Below are 16,471 nucleotides of genomic sequence, written 5' to 3'. Positions count from 1 at the left end.
GCATTCTTCGTCCAATCATGCCTCTAACCAACGGCTTCAAACAAGCCTGCAACCACATTGAAAAGGTGCCTTCGAATCAGAAGGCACCTTTTCTTTATGAAGGAAAGTACAAACTATTGTATGCCTGTAGACTTCAAGTACTCCTGCCACTGCTTGGTGTATTCTGCCTGAATTTTTTCCAATCCTGCTTGTTTAGCCTTCTCCATAAATGTGTTCAATCCAGCCTCTACGTCTGCCACCAAACCTACATTAAGCGGATACAGATATTGTTTTTCCACTTGTTCCAATGCAGCCTTCTCGGCTTGGTACGGTGTCCAGTCTTCAGCAAATCCGGTATAAATATCCGGCTTCTTGATTTTGTCGAGATCTTCAAACATGGTCAGGACATCATCAAAGGTTTTATCATAGAGCATGAATTCCGGATTACGCCAAGCCCAGCCATTCATGCCTTCACGCGGGAAGCCGTTGGTTTGTGCATCTCCGACCATTTTGTAGTATCCATTATCTACCTCGAAGTTTTTGCCTTCAACGCCGTATTCAGTCAACCAATTATATCGTTTGTCTGTCACCAGTTTCTCATAAAATGCCAATGCTTTTTCCGGGTTTTTACTGCTACGCGGAATCGCAAAACCATTGTGGATCGGGTGAACCGGTTGTGCAAACCCTTTCGCATTCGGGTACGGGAAATAAGCCAGTTTCCAATCTGGATGAGTAGACTGCACCTTGATAACATCTGCATTAAATTTGTTCGGGTTCTCCCCGGACAGAACAACAGCCGCTTTTCCATTTTGCAGCAATGAGTTGGAAGTATCCTTTACATTCAGTACGTTTTTCGGGAAAAAGCCTTTATCCATCCAGCGTTTGTATGTTTTCAGGTCTTCCAGGTGTTGCGCGGATCCCCAGTAGGACGTCACGGTCGATGGTGAGTCATACATAATATCCAGTCCATATGGAAGTTGACCTGCTGTATTAACCAGCTTGGATGTCAATTGACGAATACCATGGGTATGGTTGGCATTGCTATCGGCAATCGGAATCATATTGGGTTCGTTGGCTTTGATGCCCTCCAGATATGCTTCGAGCGTCTCCAAGGATTCCGGTTTCGGAAGATTGTACTTCTCGCGCAAGTCCTCACGGTACGCAATCCCCTCGGTTACATACTCAATCCAAGTTGATGGAACAGTATAGATTTTGTCATTGATTTTGACAGCATTCCACATGTCATCAGGTACATGAGCTTTCAACGCCGGCGCTGCTGTAGGCAGCATTTCATCCAGTGGCAGGAACGCACCCTTCTTGGCATAGGACTGGTAGAATGTCCAATCCGCTGTGAAGATCAGATCGATCGGCTGCCCGGAAGACAGCAACAATTTATATTTTTGATCCCAGTCGGTCCATGAGGTGTAGTTGAATTTCACATTGACGTTCAGATCAGCCTCCGCCAGCTTATTGATTTCGGATTCAATAACAGGTAGATCTTTCGGAGCATCCCCAAGCATGTAAAATTGGAGCGTGACTTTCTCTCCTTTGTTCCCGGATGTTCCTCCCTGCTCGCTTCCTTGCGTCGATCCCCCCGAACCGTTATTACATGCGGCAAGTACCCCGGCGAACAACATCAGGGCAAGTACCAGAGACAGGTGCCGAATTGTTTTGTTACGCATACGCATCCTCCCTTTTTGTGGTGAACCTTTATATGTTAGCGCAGACTCGCCATGCTTCAGACCTGAAATGATGTCAATGGCCTGACGCCCACAGCGCGTTCACGTTCTAACCTTTCACTGCACCAATGGTGAGTCCTTTAACAAAATAACGTTGTACAAACGGATACAGGAACAAAATCGGTCCCGTTACAACGATGGCCATTGCCATCTTGGTTGATTCGGTAGGCACATCCTGACTGAGTGTGATCCCTGTGCCAATCGCCATCTGGTCAATGAATGTGATCGTGTTCATCGTGTTGTAGAGATAAAATTGCAGTTGGTACATATCCGGGTTGTTAATGAAGAGGGATGAGGTAAACCAGTCATTCCAGTAACCGAGTGCCAAGAACAGACCTACGGTGGCGATACCAGGCATCGCCAGTTTCAACACAATGCTGAAATAGATGCGGAAGTCATTCGCTCCATCAATTTTGGCGGACTCAATCAATTCATCCGGCACTGCCGAGCGAATGAAGTTCTTCATCAGGATAATGAGGAATGGCGTCATCAACCCCGGGAAAATCAGTACGGTGTACGTATCTGTGAGATTGAAGTAGTTCGCCAACATAATGTACCAAGGCACAAGTCCCCCACCAAACAGGGTTGTGAAGTAGATAAAAAACGAGAACGTGTTCCGATATTTAAAATCCTTACGCTGGAGCACAAATCCGGCCATCGTGATGAGGAACAGCCCAAGCGTAGTCCCCACCACCGTTGTAAAGACCGTTACCCCATAAGCCTTGAGTACCTTTGTAGGGAATGTAAAAACCATTTTGTAACCTTCCAGGGAAAAGTCCGTTGGAAAGAGGTGATAACCATCCCTCACAATGGACTCGTTGCTGCTGAATGAACCGGATAGAATCAGCAGAAACGGTAGCAGACACATGATCGATAAAATGATGATGAAGCTGTAGGAAATCAGTTGAAACATGAAAGTGAATTCCGAATCTCTGAGACGAGCATTCGTACGAGTGTGAGTATTCATTGGCGTGTTCATGATCGTTCTCCCTCCTGCCCTGCGGGCGTTCTAGAACAAGGCGTAGTCCTCATTTACTTTGCGGATAATATAGTTGACGGTCATGATCAAAATGAATCCAAACAAGGACTGATACAGACCAGCAGCCGTTGCCATCCCGATATCAAACGTTACTTTTAGTGAACGGTACACATACGTATCAATAATATCTGTAGCATTGTACAGCACCCCATTATTACCGATCAGTTGATAGAACAGGTCAAACTGCCCCTTCATAATGCTGCCGAGTGAGAACAACAACAGGATGACAAAGGTTGGCTTCAGCATGGGTACCGTAATGTACCAGATCCGCTGAAATATATTCGCCCCGTCGATTCGGGCAGCTTCATAATACTCGTCACTGATACCCGTTATAGCGGCCAGATAGATGACCATGCTGTATCCAAGATTTTTCCACAGATAAAAGATGATGATCAGGAACACCCAGATCCAGGGTGTGTTATAAATGTCGACCGGGCCGGCCTCAAAACGTTTGAGCACCGTGTTCACAAAACCCGACTCGTAGTTAAACATGTTGTAAGCGATTACACTTAATAGTACAAATGAGATGAAATACGGCAAGAACATGACGGATTGCGTGATTTTTTTGAATAACCTGCCCCGGATCTCGCTAAGCATGATCGCACAGAAGATCGCCAGACCGTTTCCTAATATAATGAAGGCGAGATTGTAACCCACGGTATTGGTTGTGAGCTTCAGCAACATTCCGGATTGCCATAGGAACTTAAAGTTCTCCAGACCGACAAATGGACTACCAAATAATCCGCCTTCAAAATCATACCGGGTGAACGCATAATAGATGCCGACCATCGGAAAATACGAGTTAATCAGAAAAAAGATCAGCGTGGGCAACAGCATCAGAAACATGATTTTGTTTTTGTTCAATTCTTTGAGCATGGCTCGATCCCTCCCGAATTTCTTGCGGTGCTGCGTGGTGGAGCTCTCTTTTTATTGTAGATGCTCTCTTCACTCACGGATACTGAAGCTTCCCTTCAGAAAATGAACGATTCTGCGAAATGAACTATGAACAAAATGAACGAACCATGAAATGAACAGACATCCACACACATCCGTTCACAAATGTTGATATCGTGCATAGGCTACACCTAGTGAACAATCCAGCGAAAGTTGAACTTTATGTAGAGAAAACAGGCAAAATGTCCTGTCCCGCATTGATGTAAACGCATACATAATATATAATTCAAGTTACTCTTGCTCTTCTGCTCATCTATATATGAAACCTCACTTATGTATATGAAATTCTATGTTGTTCACCCAAAACAGGAGGTTCGAGGGGGGAAGAAGAATGCGTAAACGTTCAGAGGACAGTCAGAAGGTCTTCACACGGATTCTGATCGGCATTATTATCAGTACCGTCGCTACCTTACTTGTGGCTTCTACTATTTTGTACGTCAACTATAATCGGATTGCTCTTCGCCAGGTGTATCGTACAGATATGAACAGTCTTACACAAACCAGCCGTGAAGTGGCGAAAATGACCGAGACTGCAAAATCATTGTCATATCAAATCTATCAGGACTACACCATCTCTTCATTACTGCTTTATTCCAAACCAAATATCTATGAAATCACATCGGCGATGGAGCAGCTCGACAACTACCGTATGTCCCTTCCCTTTATTGAATCCATCTATGTATATAATTCCAAAAGCAATGAATTCTTTATCAGTTCCAACGTGCGCAATGGGCAGCAGTCCATCTCGGAGATCGATGATCAGGGGATTACAAGCATCCTCCAACGCTTCCATGACTATAAACCTTTTGTGCCCATCCCGCGTACATATCAGGTCGGCTCTACCGAAGCAACAGAGGTTAACAGCTACACCTATCTCTGTTATGACACGATTAATGATAACGCGAAGCTAAACTATGCTGTCATCGTTAATATCAAGGATGATTGGCTCAGTCCCAATATGAATGCTGTGGATCAACCCGGCAAAACCTTTATCGTGAATGAGAATGGAGACCTTTTATCTGACTTTGGCGACCGTGCATTGATGAAAAATCTCTCCAGCGAAGCTTTTATGAAGCCAATTATGCAGGATACGGGGCAATCAGCTTACTTTACCGAGAAGGTCGACGGAGAAAAATCGCTCATCACCTATACCGCTCCCGATGATCTGGGTTGGCGTTATGTGAGAATAACACCTTATGATCTGATTACCTCAGATATACGGAGTATGCGCACACATACCGTTCTGTTTTGTGTTGGACTTCTCTTCGCAGGCTTGCTACTCTCTTACCTTGTGTCCCGAAAACTATATCACCCTATTGATAAGGTGCTTGTTCGTTTACGTGTGATGGAAGCAGAGCGACGTGGCAGTCTTCATTTGTTACGGCAGGATTTTCTACGAGGGGCCCTACAGGGCCGCGAAACAGTAACTGGAGGTATGCTGGAAGAACGGATGAAGTTCTACGGCTCCTCCATTGATGTTCAGCGTGCATCCAGACTGGTATTACTGCGTATTGACCATTTTACCGAATTCAGCGAAACGTATCGTGATGAGACCCAACTTGTAAAATACGCCATGATGAACATCTGCACCGAGACAGCCGATCTCCACTACAATGCGGAAGCTGTGGACATGGGCGGTGATCTGATCACACTCATCTTCAATGAAAAAGCGGAAAGCCATGAACTTGAGCAACCTGCTCATAACCGGATCGAAGAGCTGCTACGTATGATGCAGGCAGCTGTAATGACCCATTTGAAATGCTCCATCTCCTGTACGATCGGCACGGAAGAAGATTCATTGGAAGACAGTATTGCATCCTACACCAGATCAGCCGAAGCCTCACTGCATCGTTTGTTCATGGGACCGGGCTGTCTGATCTATACCTCTGACATCATGGCTTATCACGCCAAGGAGTACGCATTCCCAGCAGGTAAGGAAAGACAGCTTGTTGATCATCTAATGACAGGTAAGACGCGAGAAGCAAAACAAGTCTATGCAGATATCGTCGGCGAGACAGCCGCATATCCATTTACCGTCTTCCAGCTAGCTTTATCCCATCTGACGATGACACTGAACCATGTACGAAATACCCTCAAGAAGAATAATCAACTCACGCTTGATTCAGTCTCGGATGGTCTAATGCTGCCTGTCAAAGACGCGGAAGACATCAGTGAAGTACATGAACACTTCTATCGGATGTTTGATGAGCTTGGTTCCAAAGTCGAGGAGAAACGTACACTGAAGCACGAAGAGTTAATTCGTAAAATCAATGGCATTATTGAGCGGGACTATGCGGACCCCAATCTATGTCTAACTTCTATCGCAGATGAGTTGGGCATGTCGCCCATCTATGTAAGCAGGCTCTACAAACAGCTCACCCTGAAAGGGCTCACGGACGTGATTAACGAGACCCGAATAGCCAAGGCCCAGCATCTGCTGGTGGAGACGGAGAACTCCGTTGCCGACATTGCCGAGAGAACCGGATTCACCAACAGTTCATACTTCTATCGCATGTTCAAAAAGTTCAATGGTGTTACACCAAACGATTATCGCCGCAAAGAATTTCATTCAGAAAACTTTTGAAATCATCCCAGACTTGAGTTATGGAGTAATGCATAGGGATTGTTAATGCAAAAAGAAGAGCGACCTATGAGAATGAATCATTCACCTCATGTGTCGCTCTTCTTTAATGAGTTTAAGTTAGATTTCGATTTATTCCTGTTCCTGATCTTCGCCAGACGCATCAGAAACTTCACGAACTTTATACTTGTCCAGACGTGTCTGCTGATACTCACGCAAGGCCTCTTCACCCACAATCACTTCAACCCGGTGAATGTTCATACCTTTACCCATGAATTTCTGCTCGTACTCCGTCATCACATGTTCTTCATTCAAACCATCACGATGCAGATTCAAAGAAATATTGGTCATTTGCAGGCCGAAGTCGGCAATGGCGTTGAGTGAGAAATCAAACAGCGTCTCCGAATCGGTTTTGAAATGAATCTGACCTTTGGGATTAAGCAATTCCGTGTATTTCTTCAGGAAGCGCGGGTGCGTCAACCGACGACGTGCATGCTTTGCTTTTGGCCAAGGATCACTGAAGTTCAAATAAATGCGCTCCAGTTCTTCCGGTTCAAAAACTTCTTCGATCTGTTCGATATTTGCCAGCGCAAGCTTCAGGTTCGGAGGTGTCTCCACATCAGCCTGACTCCACGCATTACGAGCTTTCTCACTGGCACGACGCACCAGTTCATCATACATATCAATACCGATGAAATTAAATTCCGGATATTTATAACTCATTTGGCTGATAAATTGACCTTTACCCATACCAAATTCCACGAAGATCGGATGGTCATTGCCAAACAGTTCAGACCATTTTCCTTTATGTTGCTTGGGGTCCAGTACAACAAGATCAACTTGTTGCTCCAGATTTTCTCTTATCCCTTTTCTGCCACGTAAACGCATTTTATTCCTCCGTTTGTCCCATACTTGTCTCAGACTTATTTTGCCGAAGAACTGGCAAATTGTAAAGAGCAATGAAAAGGGAATCTTCGGATCTGCCACTTTGGGCAAATCTCAAAGATTCCCTCTTCGATTTATTTGGAATTGGGGTCCAACTACTTTAGTAGTTCATAGTCTACCTTATCTTGGTGTGAAAAATCAAATGTCTTTTCGAAAGCATCGCGAACTTTTTGTCTTGCAGCCGCTTTCACTTTCGGATTTCCATTAAAACGAACACCTGTTAAAGCCAGTGCTTCTTCTGCCGTCAATTCAACAGACACATGATTCAACTCATTGTTTTTAACTTGGGAATTCATTCATATCACCTCACGGTATAGTATGGTCCATGACGTCAACGTTGATTCAAATGCTATGATGAATAATACCCATTAGATGGTGTCTGACGCTGATTTAAATATAACATAAGGTGTAAACTATAGCAAGGAGAAAACCTTGATTTTACGGCCTATTTTTGCGTTTCGATTCCCTTTTTTTTTAGTTTTTTGATACAATGATAAAAGTTCATGAAGACACCTATAATCGCTATCCATCGTCTATGACGGAAATCGCATAGCGCTTCTTCTTTTGTTCACGTATGATTACGGTAATTCGACAGCCAAAGGAGTACCCTGAAGATGAATGCACCTGCATTACAGTCCCCTCTCCTGTGGGGAGATAAACGATTCCATACCTGGAATTATGAGATGCGAGATCAATTTAACAATAAGGTTTTCAAAGTGATGCTGGATGCTGGATTCACCTGTCCCAACCGCGACGGTTCCATTGCCAAAGGTGGTTGCACATTCTGCAGTGCGCGTGGATCAGGCGATTTTGCTGGCAGCAGACGTGAAGATCTGGTCACCCAATTCAATACAATTCGAGATAAACAGCACCTCAAGTGGCCTAAAGCCCATTATATTGGCTACTTCCAAGCCTATACGAATACGTATGCTCCGGTTGAGGAGCTGCGTGAATATTTTGAAGAAATTCTTGAGCAACCCGGTGTTGTTGGTTTGTCCATCGCCACTCGCCCGGACTGTTTGCCAGATGACGTTGTTGATTATTTGGCTGAACTGAACGAGCGCACCTACCTGTGGGTTGAGATGGGGCTTCAAACCATCCATGATTCCACATCAACATTGATTAATCGCGCGCACGACACGAAGTGTTATGAAGAAGCGGTTGAGAAACTGCGCAAACGGAATATACGTGTGTGCACACATATCATATATGGTCTGCCTCAAGAGACACATGAGATGATGCTGGACACTGGACGGGCAGTTGCCAATATGGATGTACAGGGAATCAAGATTCACCTGCTGCATCTGATGCGCAAAACACCAATGGTGAAGCAATACGAAGCTGGTCTTTTACGTTTTCTGGATCAGGACGAGTATATCAAGCTGATCGTAGATACACTGGAGATGCTTCCACCGGAAATGATCGTACACCGTCTTACAGGCGACGCACCACGTGATCTGTTGATTGGACCGATGTGGTCCATGAACAAATGGGAAGTGTTGAACTCCATTGATCGTGAGCTGCGAGAGCGGGATTCATGGCAAGGTAAGTATTGGAGGCGAGCATAGATGGGCTTTCTTTCGGTTCTCAGCTGTGCGCATCAGTGGATTGCTTCCCGTCTGCAGCCAGGTGATCTGGCGATAGATGCAACGGTGGGTACAGGAGCAGACACACTATTTTTGGCACAACAAGTTGGCCGGCGTGGTCAAGTCATTGGATTCGATATTCAAAGTGAAGCCCTCACGCTGGCACAGGCCCGGATTCGAAAACAAAAAGATGAAGCCAAGCTTGGCTCCATCTCCATGCTTCAACTCAGCCATGATCGAATGGCAGAAGCGGTGCCTGAGTCATGGGTTGGTGCGGTTGGTGCAGTTATGTTCAACTTGGGGTACCTGCCTTCAGAAAGTGCAGATTTCTCCATCATCACCGAGACAGACAGCACAATCGCTGCACTCGAGGCCGCACTCGCTTTATTACGTCCTCGCGGCATCATTACGGTTGTCCTCTACCCTGGTCATGACGGAGGGGCACAGGAAGCAGAAGCTGTATTGGACTGGTCCTCTGCCCTGCCGGTGGAACAGGCACAGGTTGTGATGTATCGCCAATTGCAGCGAGAAACTTCTCCTTTTCTGATGGGAATCGAGAAAAAATAATTTCCTTTGTTCACCAAATACAATAAACTAGACACAGTCGCAAGGCGAGCTATTAACGGCTTTTTCTTACTGCGATCTGTGTTCTACATCTACATATGCAAACGTATTCACTTGTTTGCTCATGGCGACTACATGCCCATGACTGATTAAAGCGATCCACCATTTCATATACTAGAGGAGAGATTACTGATGTCTACGCCATACCCATTACAATTCCAACCTGAGTTCAAAGAACGTGTGTGGGGCGGTCGTGCGCTGGAGCAATTCGGCCTTACGCCCCCTGAAGGACATATCGGAGAAGGATGGATGATTGCGGATCATCCCAACGGTACAACCAAGGTATTAAATGGAGCACTGGCTGGCAAGGGTCTGGATGAAGTTCGTGAACAACTGGGCACCGAATGGCTTGGAACCAAAGGTGTCTCTGAAAAAGGCGGCCGTTTCCCCCTTCTGATTAAGCTGCTTGACTGCAACGATGACCTGTCCGTTCAGGTTCATCCAACAGACGATTATGAGGCACTCCCTCCAGGCGAGCTTGGCAAAACAGAAATGTGGTATGTACTCGACGCAAAACCGGGCGCACACATCATCTATGGCTTGAACGAAGGCGTTGATCGGGCAACATTAAAAGAAGCATTGGAAAACGGCACGGTGATGGATACCCTTCGTCAGGTACCTGTAGAAGCTGGTGATACGTTCTTTATCCCTGCTGGAACAGTGCATGCGCTCTGTGCAGGTGTGGTTGTCGCTGAGATTCAGCAAAACTCGGATACGACGTATCGGATCTACGATTACAATCGTCCAGGGCTGGATGGCAAACCACGTGAGTTGCATGTTGAAGACTCATTAAATGTCACCGCCTATGAGGGCGCAGGTGCCTCAACGATGAAAACAAATAACGCTACTCCTGGTGAATGGCTCAAGCTTGCGGAATGCCCTTATTTTGTAGTTGAAAAAGGTATTGTGAATAAACATTGGGAACTCTCCACCAATCCTGACAGCTTCACGATTCTCGTTGTCTGTGAAGGAGAAGGAACTTTGGAGTGGGCACATGCTGAATCAGACAGCATTGAATTGAAAGCTGGACAATGTTATCTCTTGCCAGCCAATCTGGGTTCTTATACATTGAACGGGAATACCACTGTTCTTCGCTCTTATCTGCCCTAAATCAAGCTTATATGTAACCTGTGAAGGAGGAATTACACGAGATGCAGGAATCTACCTTTGCCTTGGTCGCTAGTGAAGGTACCCGTATTCATGTGTACCGCTGGCTTCCCGATCCGGAATGCAACGTTAAAGGTGTAGTGCAAATTGCACACGGCATGGGCGAGACAGCAGCCCGATACGCCGAATTTGCCGACATCCTTACCCAAAATGGCTATGCGGTTTATGCCAATGACCATCGGGGTCATGGCAAAACTGTGGAGAATGCCAAGTTGCTTGGTAATGCTGGTATCGATGCCTTCCGCTGGATGGCGAGTGATATGATCAATCTGGGCGAAGTAGCCGCCAAAGAGAATCCTGGGGTGCCCCTGTTTCTAATGGGACATAGCATGGGCTCATTCTTGGTACAACATCTCATGTACGCTGGTCATGAGCAGTACCATGCCTTTATTTTATCCGGGACAAACGGCAGACGCGGTCTGCTCCGGTTTGGAGAGAAACTCGCCTTTTTACAATGCGGCATTCAGGGGGCTACCCACCCCAGCATGCTGCTCAACGCGATTGTATTTGGTGGATTTAATCGCTCTTTCCGCCCTGCAACGACACCGTTTGATTGGTTGTCCCGGGACTCACAAGAGGTTCAGCGATTCATTGATGACCCCCTGTGCGGAGCAGTCTGTACAGCAGGCTTTTTCCGCGACTTCTTCAAATTGCTGCTTGAAGTCCATCTTCCACACAATATGGAGCGCATACCCAAACACAAACCCGTATACCTGTTCTCAGGTGAGAAGGACCCTGTCGGACTTCATGGCAAAGGCGTTCTTAATCTGGTCTCGCAGTATAAGAAGCTTCGGCTGGAGAACATTGAGTATCGCCTTTATCCGGAGGGACGCCATGAAATGCTGCATGAGATTAACCGAACAGAAGTGGCCCAGCACGTTGTGAACTGGCTAAAGCGGAATACCCCTGACTCGAATACACCCCCTAGTCCGTTGAACCTGACTGAGACGGCTGACTCTATATAATAGAGTCGGAGACAACATACCAAGAGCCAAAAGAAACCCCTGAATTGGATGTACAGCTCACGCTGCGCTCCAGTTCAGGGGTTTTCTTGTTAAGCGATATGAATAATAGCTATAATCAAACGTTATGGATTAACCTTCAATTAACAGGGATTCCGGGTCTTCAAGCAGTTCTTTCACGGTTACGAGGAAGCGAACAGCTTCACTACCGTCGATAATCCGATGATCGTAGGACAACGCGATGTACATCATTGGACGGTTCTCCATCCGTTCTGCATCAATCGCCACTGGACGAAGCTGGATCTTATGCATCCCCAGAATACCCACTTGAGGTGTATTCAAAATTGGCGTAGACAACAAGGAACCAAATGTTCCACCATTGGTGATGGTGAACGTTCCACCTTGCAGATCAGATAACGCCAGCGTGTTGGAACGAGCTTTGGATGCCAGGTCCGCAATGCTCTTCTCGATCTCGGCAAAGCCCAGACGATCTGCATCACGCACAACCGGTACAACCAGTCCTTCCTTCGCAGATACGGCAATGCCGATATCATAATACTTTTTGAGTACAACATCTTCGCCATCAATCTCTGCGTTAATTGTAGGGAATTTTTTCAGAGCCCCCACAACCGCTTTGGTGAAGAAGGACATGAAGCCCAGGTTAATCTCATGTTTCTCTTTGAACTTGTCCTTACGGCGTTTACGTACATCCATGATCGCAGTCATATCAACTTCATTAAACGTAGTCAACATGGCTGCTGTCTGCTGAGCCTCTACCAGACGTTTCGCAATGGTTGCACGACGGCGAGACATCCGCTGACGCTCCACTGGTTTGGTATAGGTAGAACTTCCAGCTGCCGGAGCACTTGGTGTTGCTGGGGCTTTACTCGCAGGTGGAGCAGCAGGAGCCTGAGCCTGATTGTTATGACTCTTCACATCATCCTGGTATACCCGTCCAATCGGATCTTTGCTCTGAACCTGATCCAGTTCGATACCACGTTCACGTGCAAGCTTACGGGCAGACGGTGAAGCCGTCTTGGCACTATCGGATGACTCCGGTGCTGCCGCAACAGGTGCTGGTGGTGGTGTTGGAGCTTCAGGTGCAGGAGTAACGGCCTTTTTCTCTTCAGCTGCTGGTTCGGAAGCGGGTGCACCGCTTCCTCCTCCAGAACCAGCTGAGAGTGTACCGATCGTTTCACCGATCTCGACCGTCTCTCCTTCCTGACGAATGATCTTCTCCAGCACGCCACTTTCTTCTGCGCTGATCTCAATATTTACTTTATCCGTTTCCAGTTCAAGAAGTACATCACCCTGATTAACGGTATCCCCTTCTTTAACCATCCATCTGGATACAGTTCCCTCAGTTATTGACTCACCCATTGCAGGTACTTTAATTTCACTCACAGCTGTTACCTCCCCAGTGGAATATTATTCTTCGTCGTTTGTTTCAACGCAGATGTAATAATCTGTTGCTGTTCCATACTATGCACAAGCTGATAACCGCTGGAAGGACTTGCGTGTTCCGGGCGACCTTCGTATCTAACGGTTGTGCCTTCAGGGGCAACTTCACGAAGACGAGGCTCCATGTATGTCCAGGCACCCATGTTTTTGTTTTCTTCCTGTACCCATACCAGTTCTTTTACATTGCTGAAACGTGCGAGTATGCGTTTAATCTCTTCTGCCGGGAACGGATATAGCTGTTCCACTCGAATGATGTGAAGCCATGACCAATCAGCTTTATCTTTTTCAAAAGCATCTTCCAAGTCAATGGCAATCTTGCCACTGCACAAAATAATGCGCTCTACGCGATCCGGCTGTGTACCCAGTCCGGCTTGCTCCAGCACAAGCTCAAACTTGCCTTCACTGAATTCGACTGCCGGTGAAGCAACACGCGGATTCCGAATGAGACTTTTTGGTGACATCATCACAAGTGGACGAGCATCTTCCGTTTCAGTCAAGGAAGCTTGACGACGCAACAAGTGGAAGTACTGCGAAGCACTCGACAAGTTGGCAACCGTCATGTTGTCTTCTGCACAAAGCTGCAGGAAGCGTTCAAGACGAGCACTTGTATGCTCAGGTCCCTGACCCTCATTCGCATGTGGAAGCAACATGACCAGACTGGATTTCTGAGACCACTTGGCACGACCCGCTGATACAAACTGATCAAAGATAACCTGTGCACAGTTGGCAAAGTCACCGAATTGAGCTTCCCAGATGACCAGTGTATCGGGTGAATATACGTTATATCCGTATTCGAATCCAACAACGGATTCTTCAGACAACGGACTGTTATAGATTGCAAAGGATGCTCTTGCCTGTGGCAAGTGATGTAATGGGCAGAACTTTGCTCCATTCTCCGAATCATGCAACACCAGATTCCGATGAGCGAATGTAGCACGCTCGGCATCCTGTCCACTAATCCGAATTGGCTTGCCATCTGCCAGAATGGTTGCAAATGCGAGTGTCTCCGCAAGGCTCCAATCCACTTTTTCCCCTTCGTTCAGGGAAGTGCTCCGGCGTTGCAAAATTCGCTGTAACTTCGGATACACATTGAAGTTCTCAGGCCATTTCAGCAGATCGGCATTAATGCTGCGAAGATTCTCCAGCGGTACCGCAGTCGGAGTAATCGTAACAGCCTCCGGCTCACTGATTTTCCGCTGATAATATTCATGCACTTCATTTTTCTTCATCTGGTCATAAGCTTCTTTTAATTTGTTCGTTACTCCATCGCGAATGCTCGTAATGGATGCATCATCGATAATCGATTCCTCTTTCAACTGATCCTGATACAAGTGGCTTACCGTTGGATGGTTTTTCACCTTGTCATAAACGATAGGTTGAGTTGTTTCGGGATCATCGGTTTCGTTATGGCCGTAGCGACGATAACCGATCAAGTCGATCAGGAAATCCTTTTTGAAGCGATTGCGATACTCGGCTGCCATACGAATGGCTGCAATACAAGCATCCGGATTGTCCGCATTCACGTGTACAATCGGAATTTCGTACCCTTTAGCAAGGTCACTTGCGTAGTACGTTGAACGGGAATCACTGCTATCTGTAGTGAAACCCAGACGATTGTTGACGATAATATGGATGGTTCCGCCATTCTGATATCCTGGCAGAGCTTTGAAGTTAAGCGTCTCTGCAACGATCCCTTCTCCAGGGAATGCTGCATCACCGTGCATCAAAATGGTAGCTGCCTTCGTCACGTCTTGCTTCGGATATCCAGGGTCACGACGGTCATCCTGAGCCGCACGAGCAAACCCTTGTACAACCGGATTAACGTATTCCAGATGGCTCGGGTTATTCGCCAGAGTAAGGCGTGCCTGCACAGTTTCCCCGTCTTTCACAAAACGGTTGGCACCCATATGATATTTGACATCCCCCGTCCAACCGTAGTTGATCCCAGTCGAACCTTCCGATGGAACCAAATCTTTGTTCGGAGCATGATGAAATTCAGAGAAAATCTTGCTGTACGGTTTGCCCAAAACATGAGCCAGTACATTTAACCGTCCACGGTGGGCCATACCCATCAGAATGTGGCTTGATCCGGCTTCTGCCATGATGCGAACAGCTTCATCCAGCATCGGCACAAGCACATCGTTACCTTCGATGGAGAAACGTTTCTGCCCAACAAATGTTTTGTGAAGATAATCTTCAAATTGCTCGACTTCAACCAAACGTTCCAGCAAAGCCTTACGTTCTTTCGGCGTAAGTGGAGCCGGTGATGTCCGAGATTCCGCACGACGATTCAGCCACTCACGCTCTTGAACTTCGTGCACATGACTGAATTCGTATGCCATGGGTCCAGTGTATATCTGACGCAAACGTTGGATTGCATCCCATCCGGTTGCTGTCTGCCCATCTGCACCTTCCCAGATCAGGGAAGCAGGCAAAGCTTTCAGATCTTCTTCGTTTAATTCAAAATGCTGAGGTTCCAGCAAAGATGTGTCTGTATCTTCACTGATTCCAAGCGGATCTATATCTGCAGCAAGATGACCATAGGTGCGGATGTTCCATACCAGTTTACCCGCTGTAACCGCTTTCTGTAATAGTTGAATGTCTACGCTTCCGGAAGCCGATTGGGCGTTGCCGGAATTCAAGGTTGTGCGTGCATCTCTGCCAGACATCGGCGGTGCACCCCATTGTTCAAATAGTTCACGATAAGCCGGTGTAACCGAACCAGGGTCTTGAGTGAATAATTCATATTGTTCCTGTACGTATCCCATATTGGGGCCATAGTAACTTTCCCAGGGCTTCTTGTTGCCTTCCACGATCGTCATCGACGTTCCCTCCGTCTTGATTTAGTCATAAGTTTTTGACGGAAATCATTGACTAAGCCGTAATTTGCGTTCGTTCAACATTTTAAGCGAAATTTTTCATGAAGTCCAATAATCGTGCTGTTGGTGGTAGTAACGTTAGTCCGACGCTCCCGTCAAGGTTTGTCTGCGTTTTCAAAATCAAAGTAAAACAATGATTGTATATACCGTCGCACAGATGTCGAATACTGTCCTGATCCGTTCGAAGGTTACACTTTCTCCACTTCTTCAAGTGAAGTCCATGTTCTACTATCTATTCTATAAACTTTTACGCTCAGGAGCATTTCCTATTTTTAGTTCAATTGATGCATAAATTAGATGAATCGAATAAATCGATCAATTTGGGTAGAACAACGAACGCTTAATTACAACAAAATAGGCATACAATCTCCCATTTTACCTCCTTAATTGAATTGTGGTCCATTATGTGCAAAAACAAACCGTCAAGTTAAACATTAACCATTTGACGTCACATTCAACAAATAATTGGGGTTTTCTTCAGGAGACCCACAGCAAAAAGCTGGCCCAGACATAAATTATCCGAGCAGCTTCTTTGGATTCATCAAATTTAAGTTA

The 16,471-nt window shown here is 46.3% G+C and carries 12 protein-coding genes; 5 read left to right on the top strand and 7 right to left on the bottom strand.

Annotated features, from left to right (window positions below; all coding sequences use genetic code 11):
* Window positions 1-113: 113 nt before the first annotated feature.
* From MKY01_RS08950 to MKY01_RS08940, 3 genes are all read right to left on the bottom strand, one after another.
* Complete coding sequence (locus tag MKY01_RS08950) at window positions 114-1,661, bottom strand: extracellular solute-binding protein (protein WP_253506963.1); 1,548 nt, start codon at window positions 1,659-1,661, stop codon at window positions 114-116.
* A gap of 106 nt (window positions 1,662-1,767) precedes the next feature.
* Window positions 1,768-2,697 carry a carbohydrate ABC transporter permease gene (locus tag MKY01_RS08945; protein WP_127544464.1) on the bottom strand — a complete coding sequence of 310 codons (930 nt, stop codon included), beginning with the start codon at window positions 2,695-2,697 and terminating at the stop codon, window positions 1,768-1,770.
* Between the two features lie 30 nt (window positions 2,698-2,727).
* The gene (locus MKY01_RS08940) at window positions 2,728-3,633 is read right to left on the bottom strand and encodes an ABC transporter permease subunit (RefSeq protein ID WP_017689672.1); all 906 of its coding nucleotides are present in this window, start codon (window positions 3,631-3,633) and stop codon (window positions 2,728-2,730) included.
* A gap of 409 nt (window positions 3,634-4,042) precedes the next feature.
* Between MKY01_RS08940 and MKY01_RS08935 the strand changes: the two genes are divergently transcribed.
* Window positions 4,043-6,295, top strand: a complete 2,253-nt coding sequence (locus tag MKY01_RS08935) for an AraC family transcriptional regulator (RefSeq protein ID WP_164783122.1) — start codon at window positions 4,043-4,045, stop codon at window positions 6,293-6,295.
* A 129-nt stretch (window positions 6,296-6,424) separates the two neighbouring features.
* Here MKY01_RS08935 and trmB read toward each other — a convergent pair whose 3' ends face one another.
* Window positions 6,425-7,180: a tRNA (guanosine(46)-N7)-methyltransferase TrmB gene (gene trmB / locus MKY01_RS08930; protein ID WP_127544470.1), complete on the bottom strand. Its 756-nt coding sequence runs from the start codon at window positions 7,178-7,180 to the stop codon at window positions 6,425-6,427.
* A gap of 152 nt (window positions 7,181-7,332) precedes the next feature.
* Window positions 7,333-7,533 carry a hypothetical protein gene (locus MKY01_RS08925; RefSeq protein WP_036610190.1) on the bottom strand — a complete coding sequence of 67 codons (201 nt, stop codon included), beginning with the start codon at window positions 7,531-7,533 and terminating at the stop codon, window positions 7,333-7,335.
* A 318-nt stretch (window positions 7,534-7,851) separates the two neighbouring features.
* On the opposite strand from MKY01_RS08925, the gene MKY01_RS08920 reads away from it, so the two are divergent.
* From MKY01_RS08920 to MKY01_RS08905, 4 genes are all read left to right on the top strand, one after another.
* Window positions 7,852-8,805, top strand: coding sequence for a TIGR01212 family radical SAM protein (locus MKY01_RS08920; protein ID WP_036669734.1), 954 nt, complete (start codon window positions 7,852-7,854; stop codon window positions 8,803-8,805).
* Window positions 8,806-9,390: a class I SAM-dependent methyltransferase gene (locus MKY01_RS08915; RefSeq protein WP_339286305.1), complete on the top strand. Its 585-nt coding sequence runs from the start codon at window positions 8,806-8,808 to the stop codon at window positions 9,388-9,390.
* A 189-nt stretch (window positions 9,391-9,579) separates the two neighbouring features.
* The gene (locus MKY01_RS08910; protein WP_339286303.1) at window positions 9,580-10,557 is read left to right on the top strand and encodes a type I phosphomannose isomerase catalytic subunit; all 978 of its coding nucleotides are present in this window, start codon (window positions 9,580-9,582) and stop codon (window positions 10,555-10,557) included.
* Between the two features lie 41 nt (window positions 10,558-10,598).
* Complete coding sequence (locus MKY01_RS08905; protein ID WP_339286301.1) at window positions 10,599-11,579, top strand: alpha/beta fold hydrolase; 981 nt, start codon at window positions 10,599-10,601, stop codon at window positions 11,577-11,579.
* A 129-nt stretch (window positions 11,580-11,708) separates the two neighbouring features.
* On the opposite strand, the gene odhB is transcribed toward MKY01_RS08905, so the two are convergent.
* Both odhB and MKY01_RS08895 read right to left on the bottom strand, forming a co-directional pair.
* Window positions 11,709-12,980, bottom strand: a complete 1,272-nt coding sequence (gene odhB / locus MKY01_RS08900) for a 2-oxoglutarate dehydrogenase complex dihydrolipoyllysine-residue succinyltransferase (RefSeq protein WP_339286299.1) — start codon at window positions 12,978-12,980, stop codon at window positions 11,709-11,711.
* A 5-nt stretch (window positions 12,981-12,985) separates the two neighbouring features.
* The gene (locus MKY01_RS08895) at window positions 12,986-15,859 is read right to left on the bottom strand and encodes a 2-oxoglutarate dehydrogenase E1 component (protein WP_047842236.1); all 2,874 of its coding nucleotides are present in this window, start codon (window positions 15,857-15,859) and stop codon (window positions 12,986-12,988) included.
* Window positions 15,860-16,471 lie beyond the last annotated feature (612 nt).

The organism is Paenibacillus sp. FSL R5-0486, assembly GCF_037975155.1.
Taxonomy (GTDB): Bacteria; Bacillota; Bacilli; order Paenibacillales; family Paenibacillaceae; genus Paenibacillus; species Paenibacillus amylolyticus.
The sequence above is the reverse complement of the archived record's forward strand: the minus strand, read 5'-3'. Positions and strand labels throughout refer to the sequence as shown.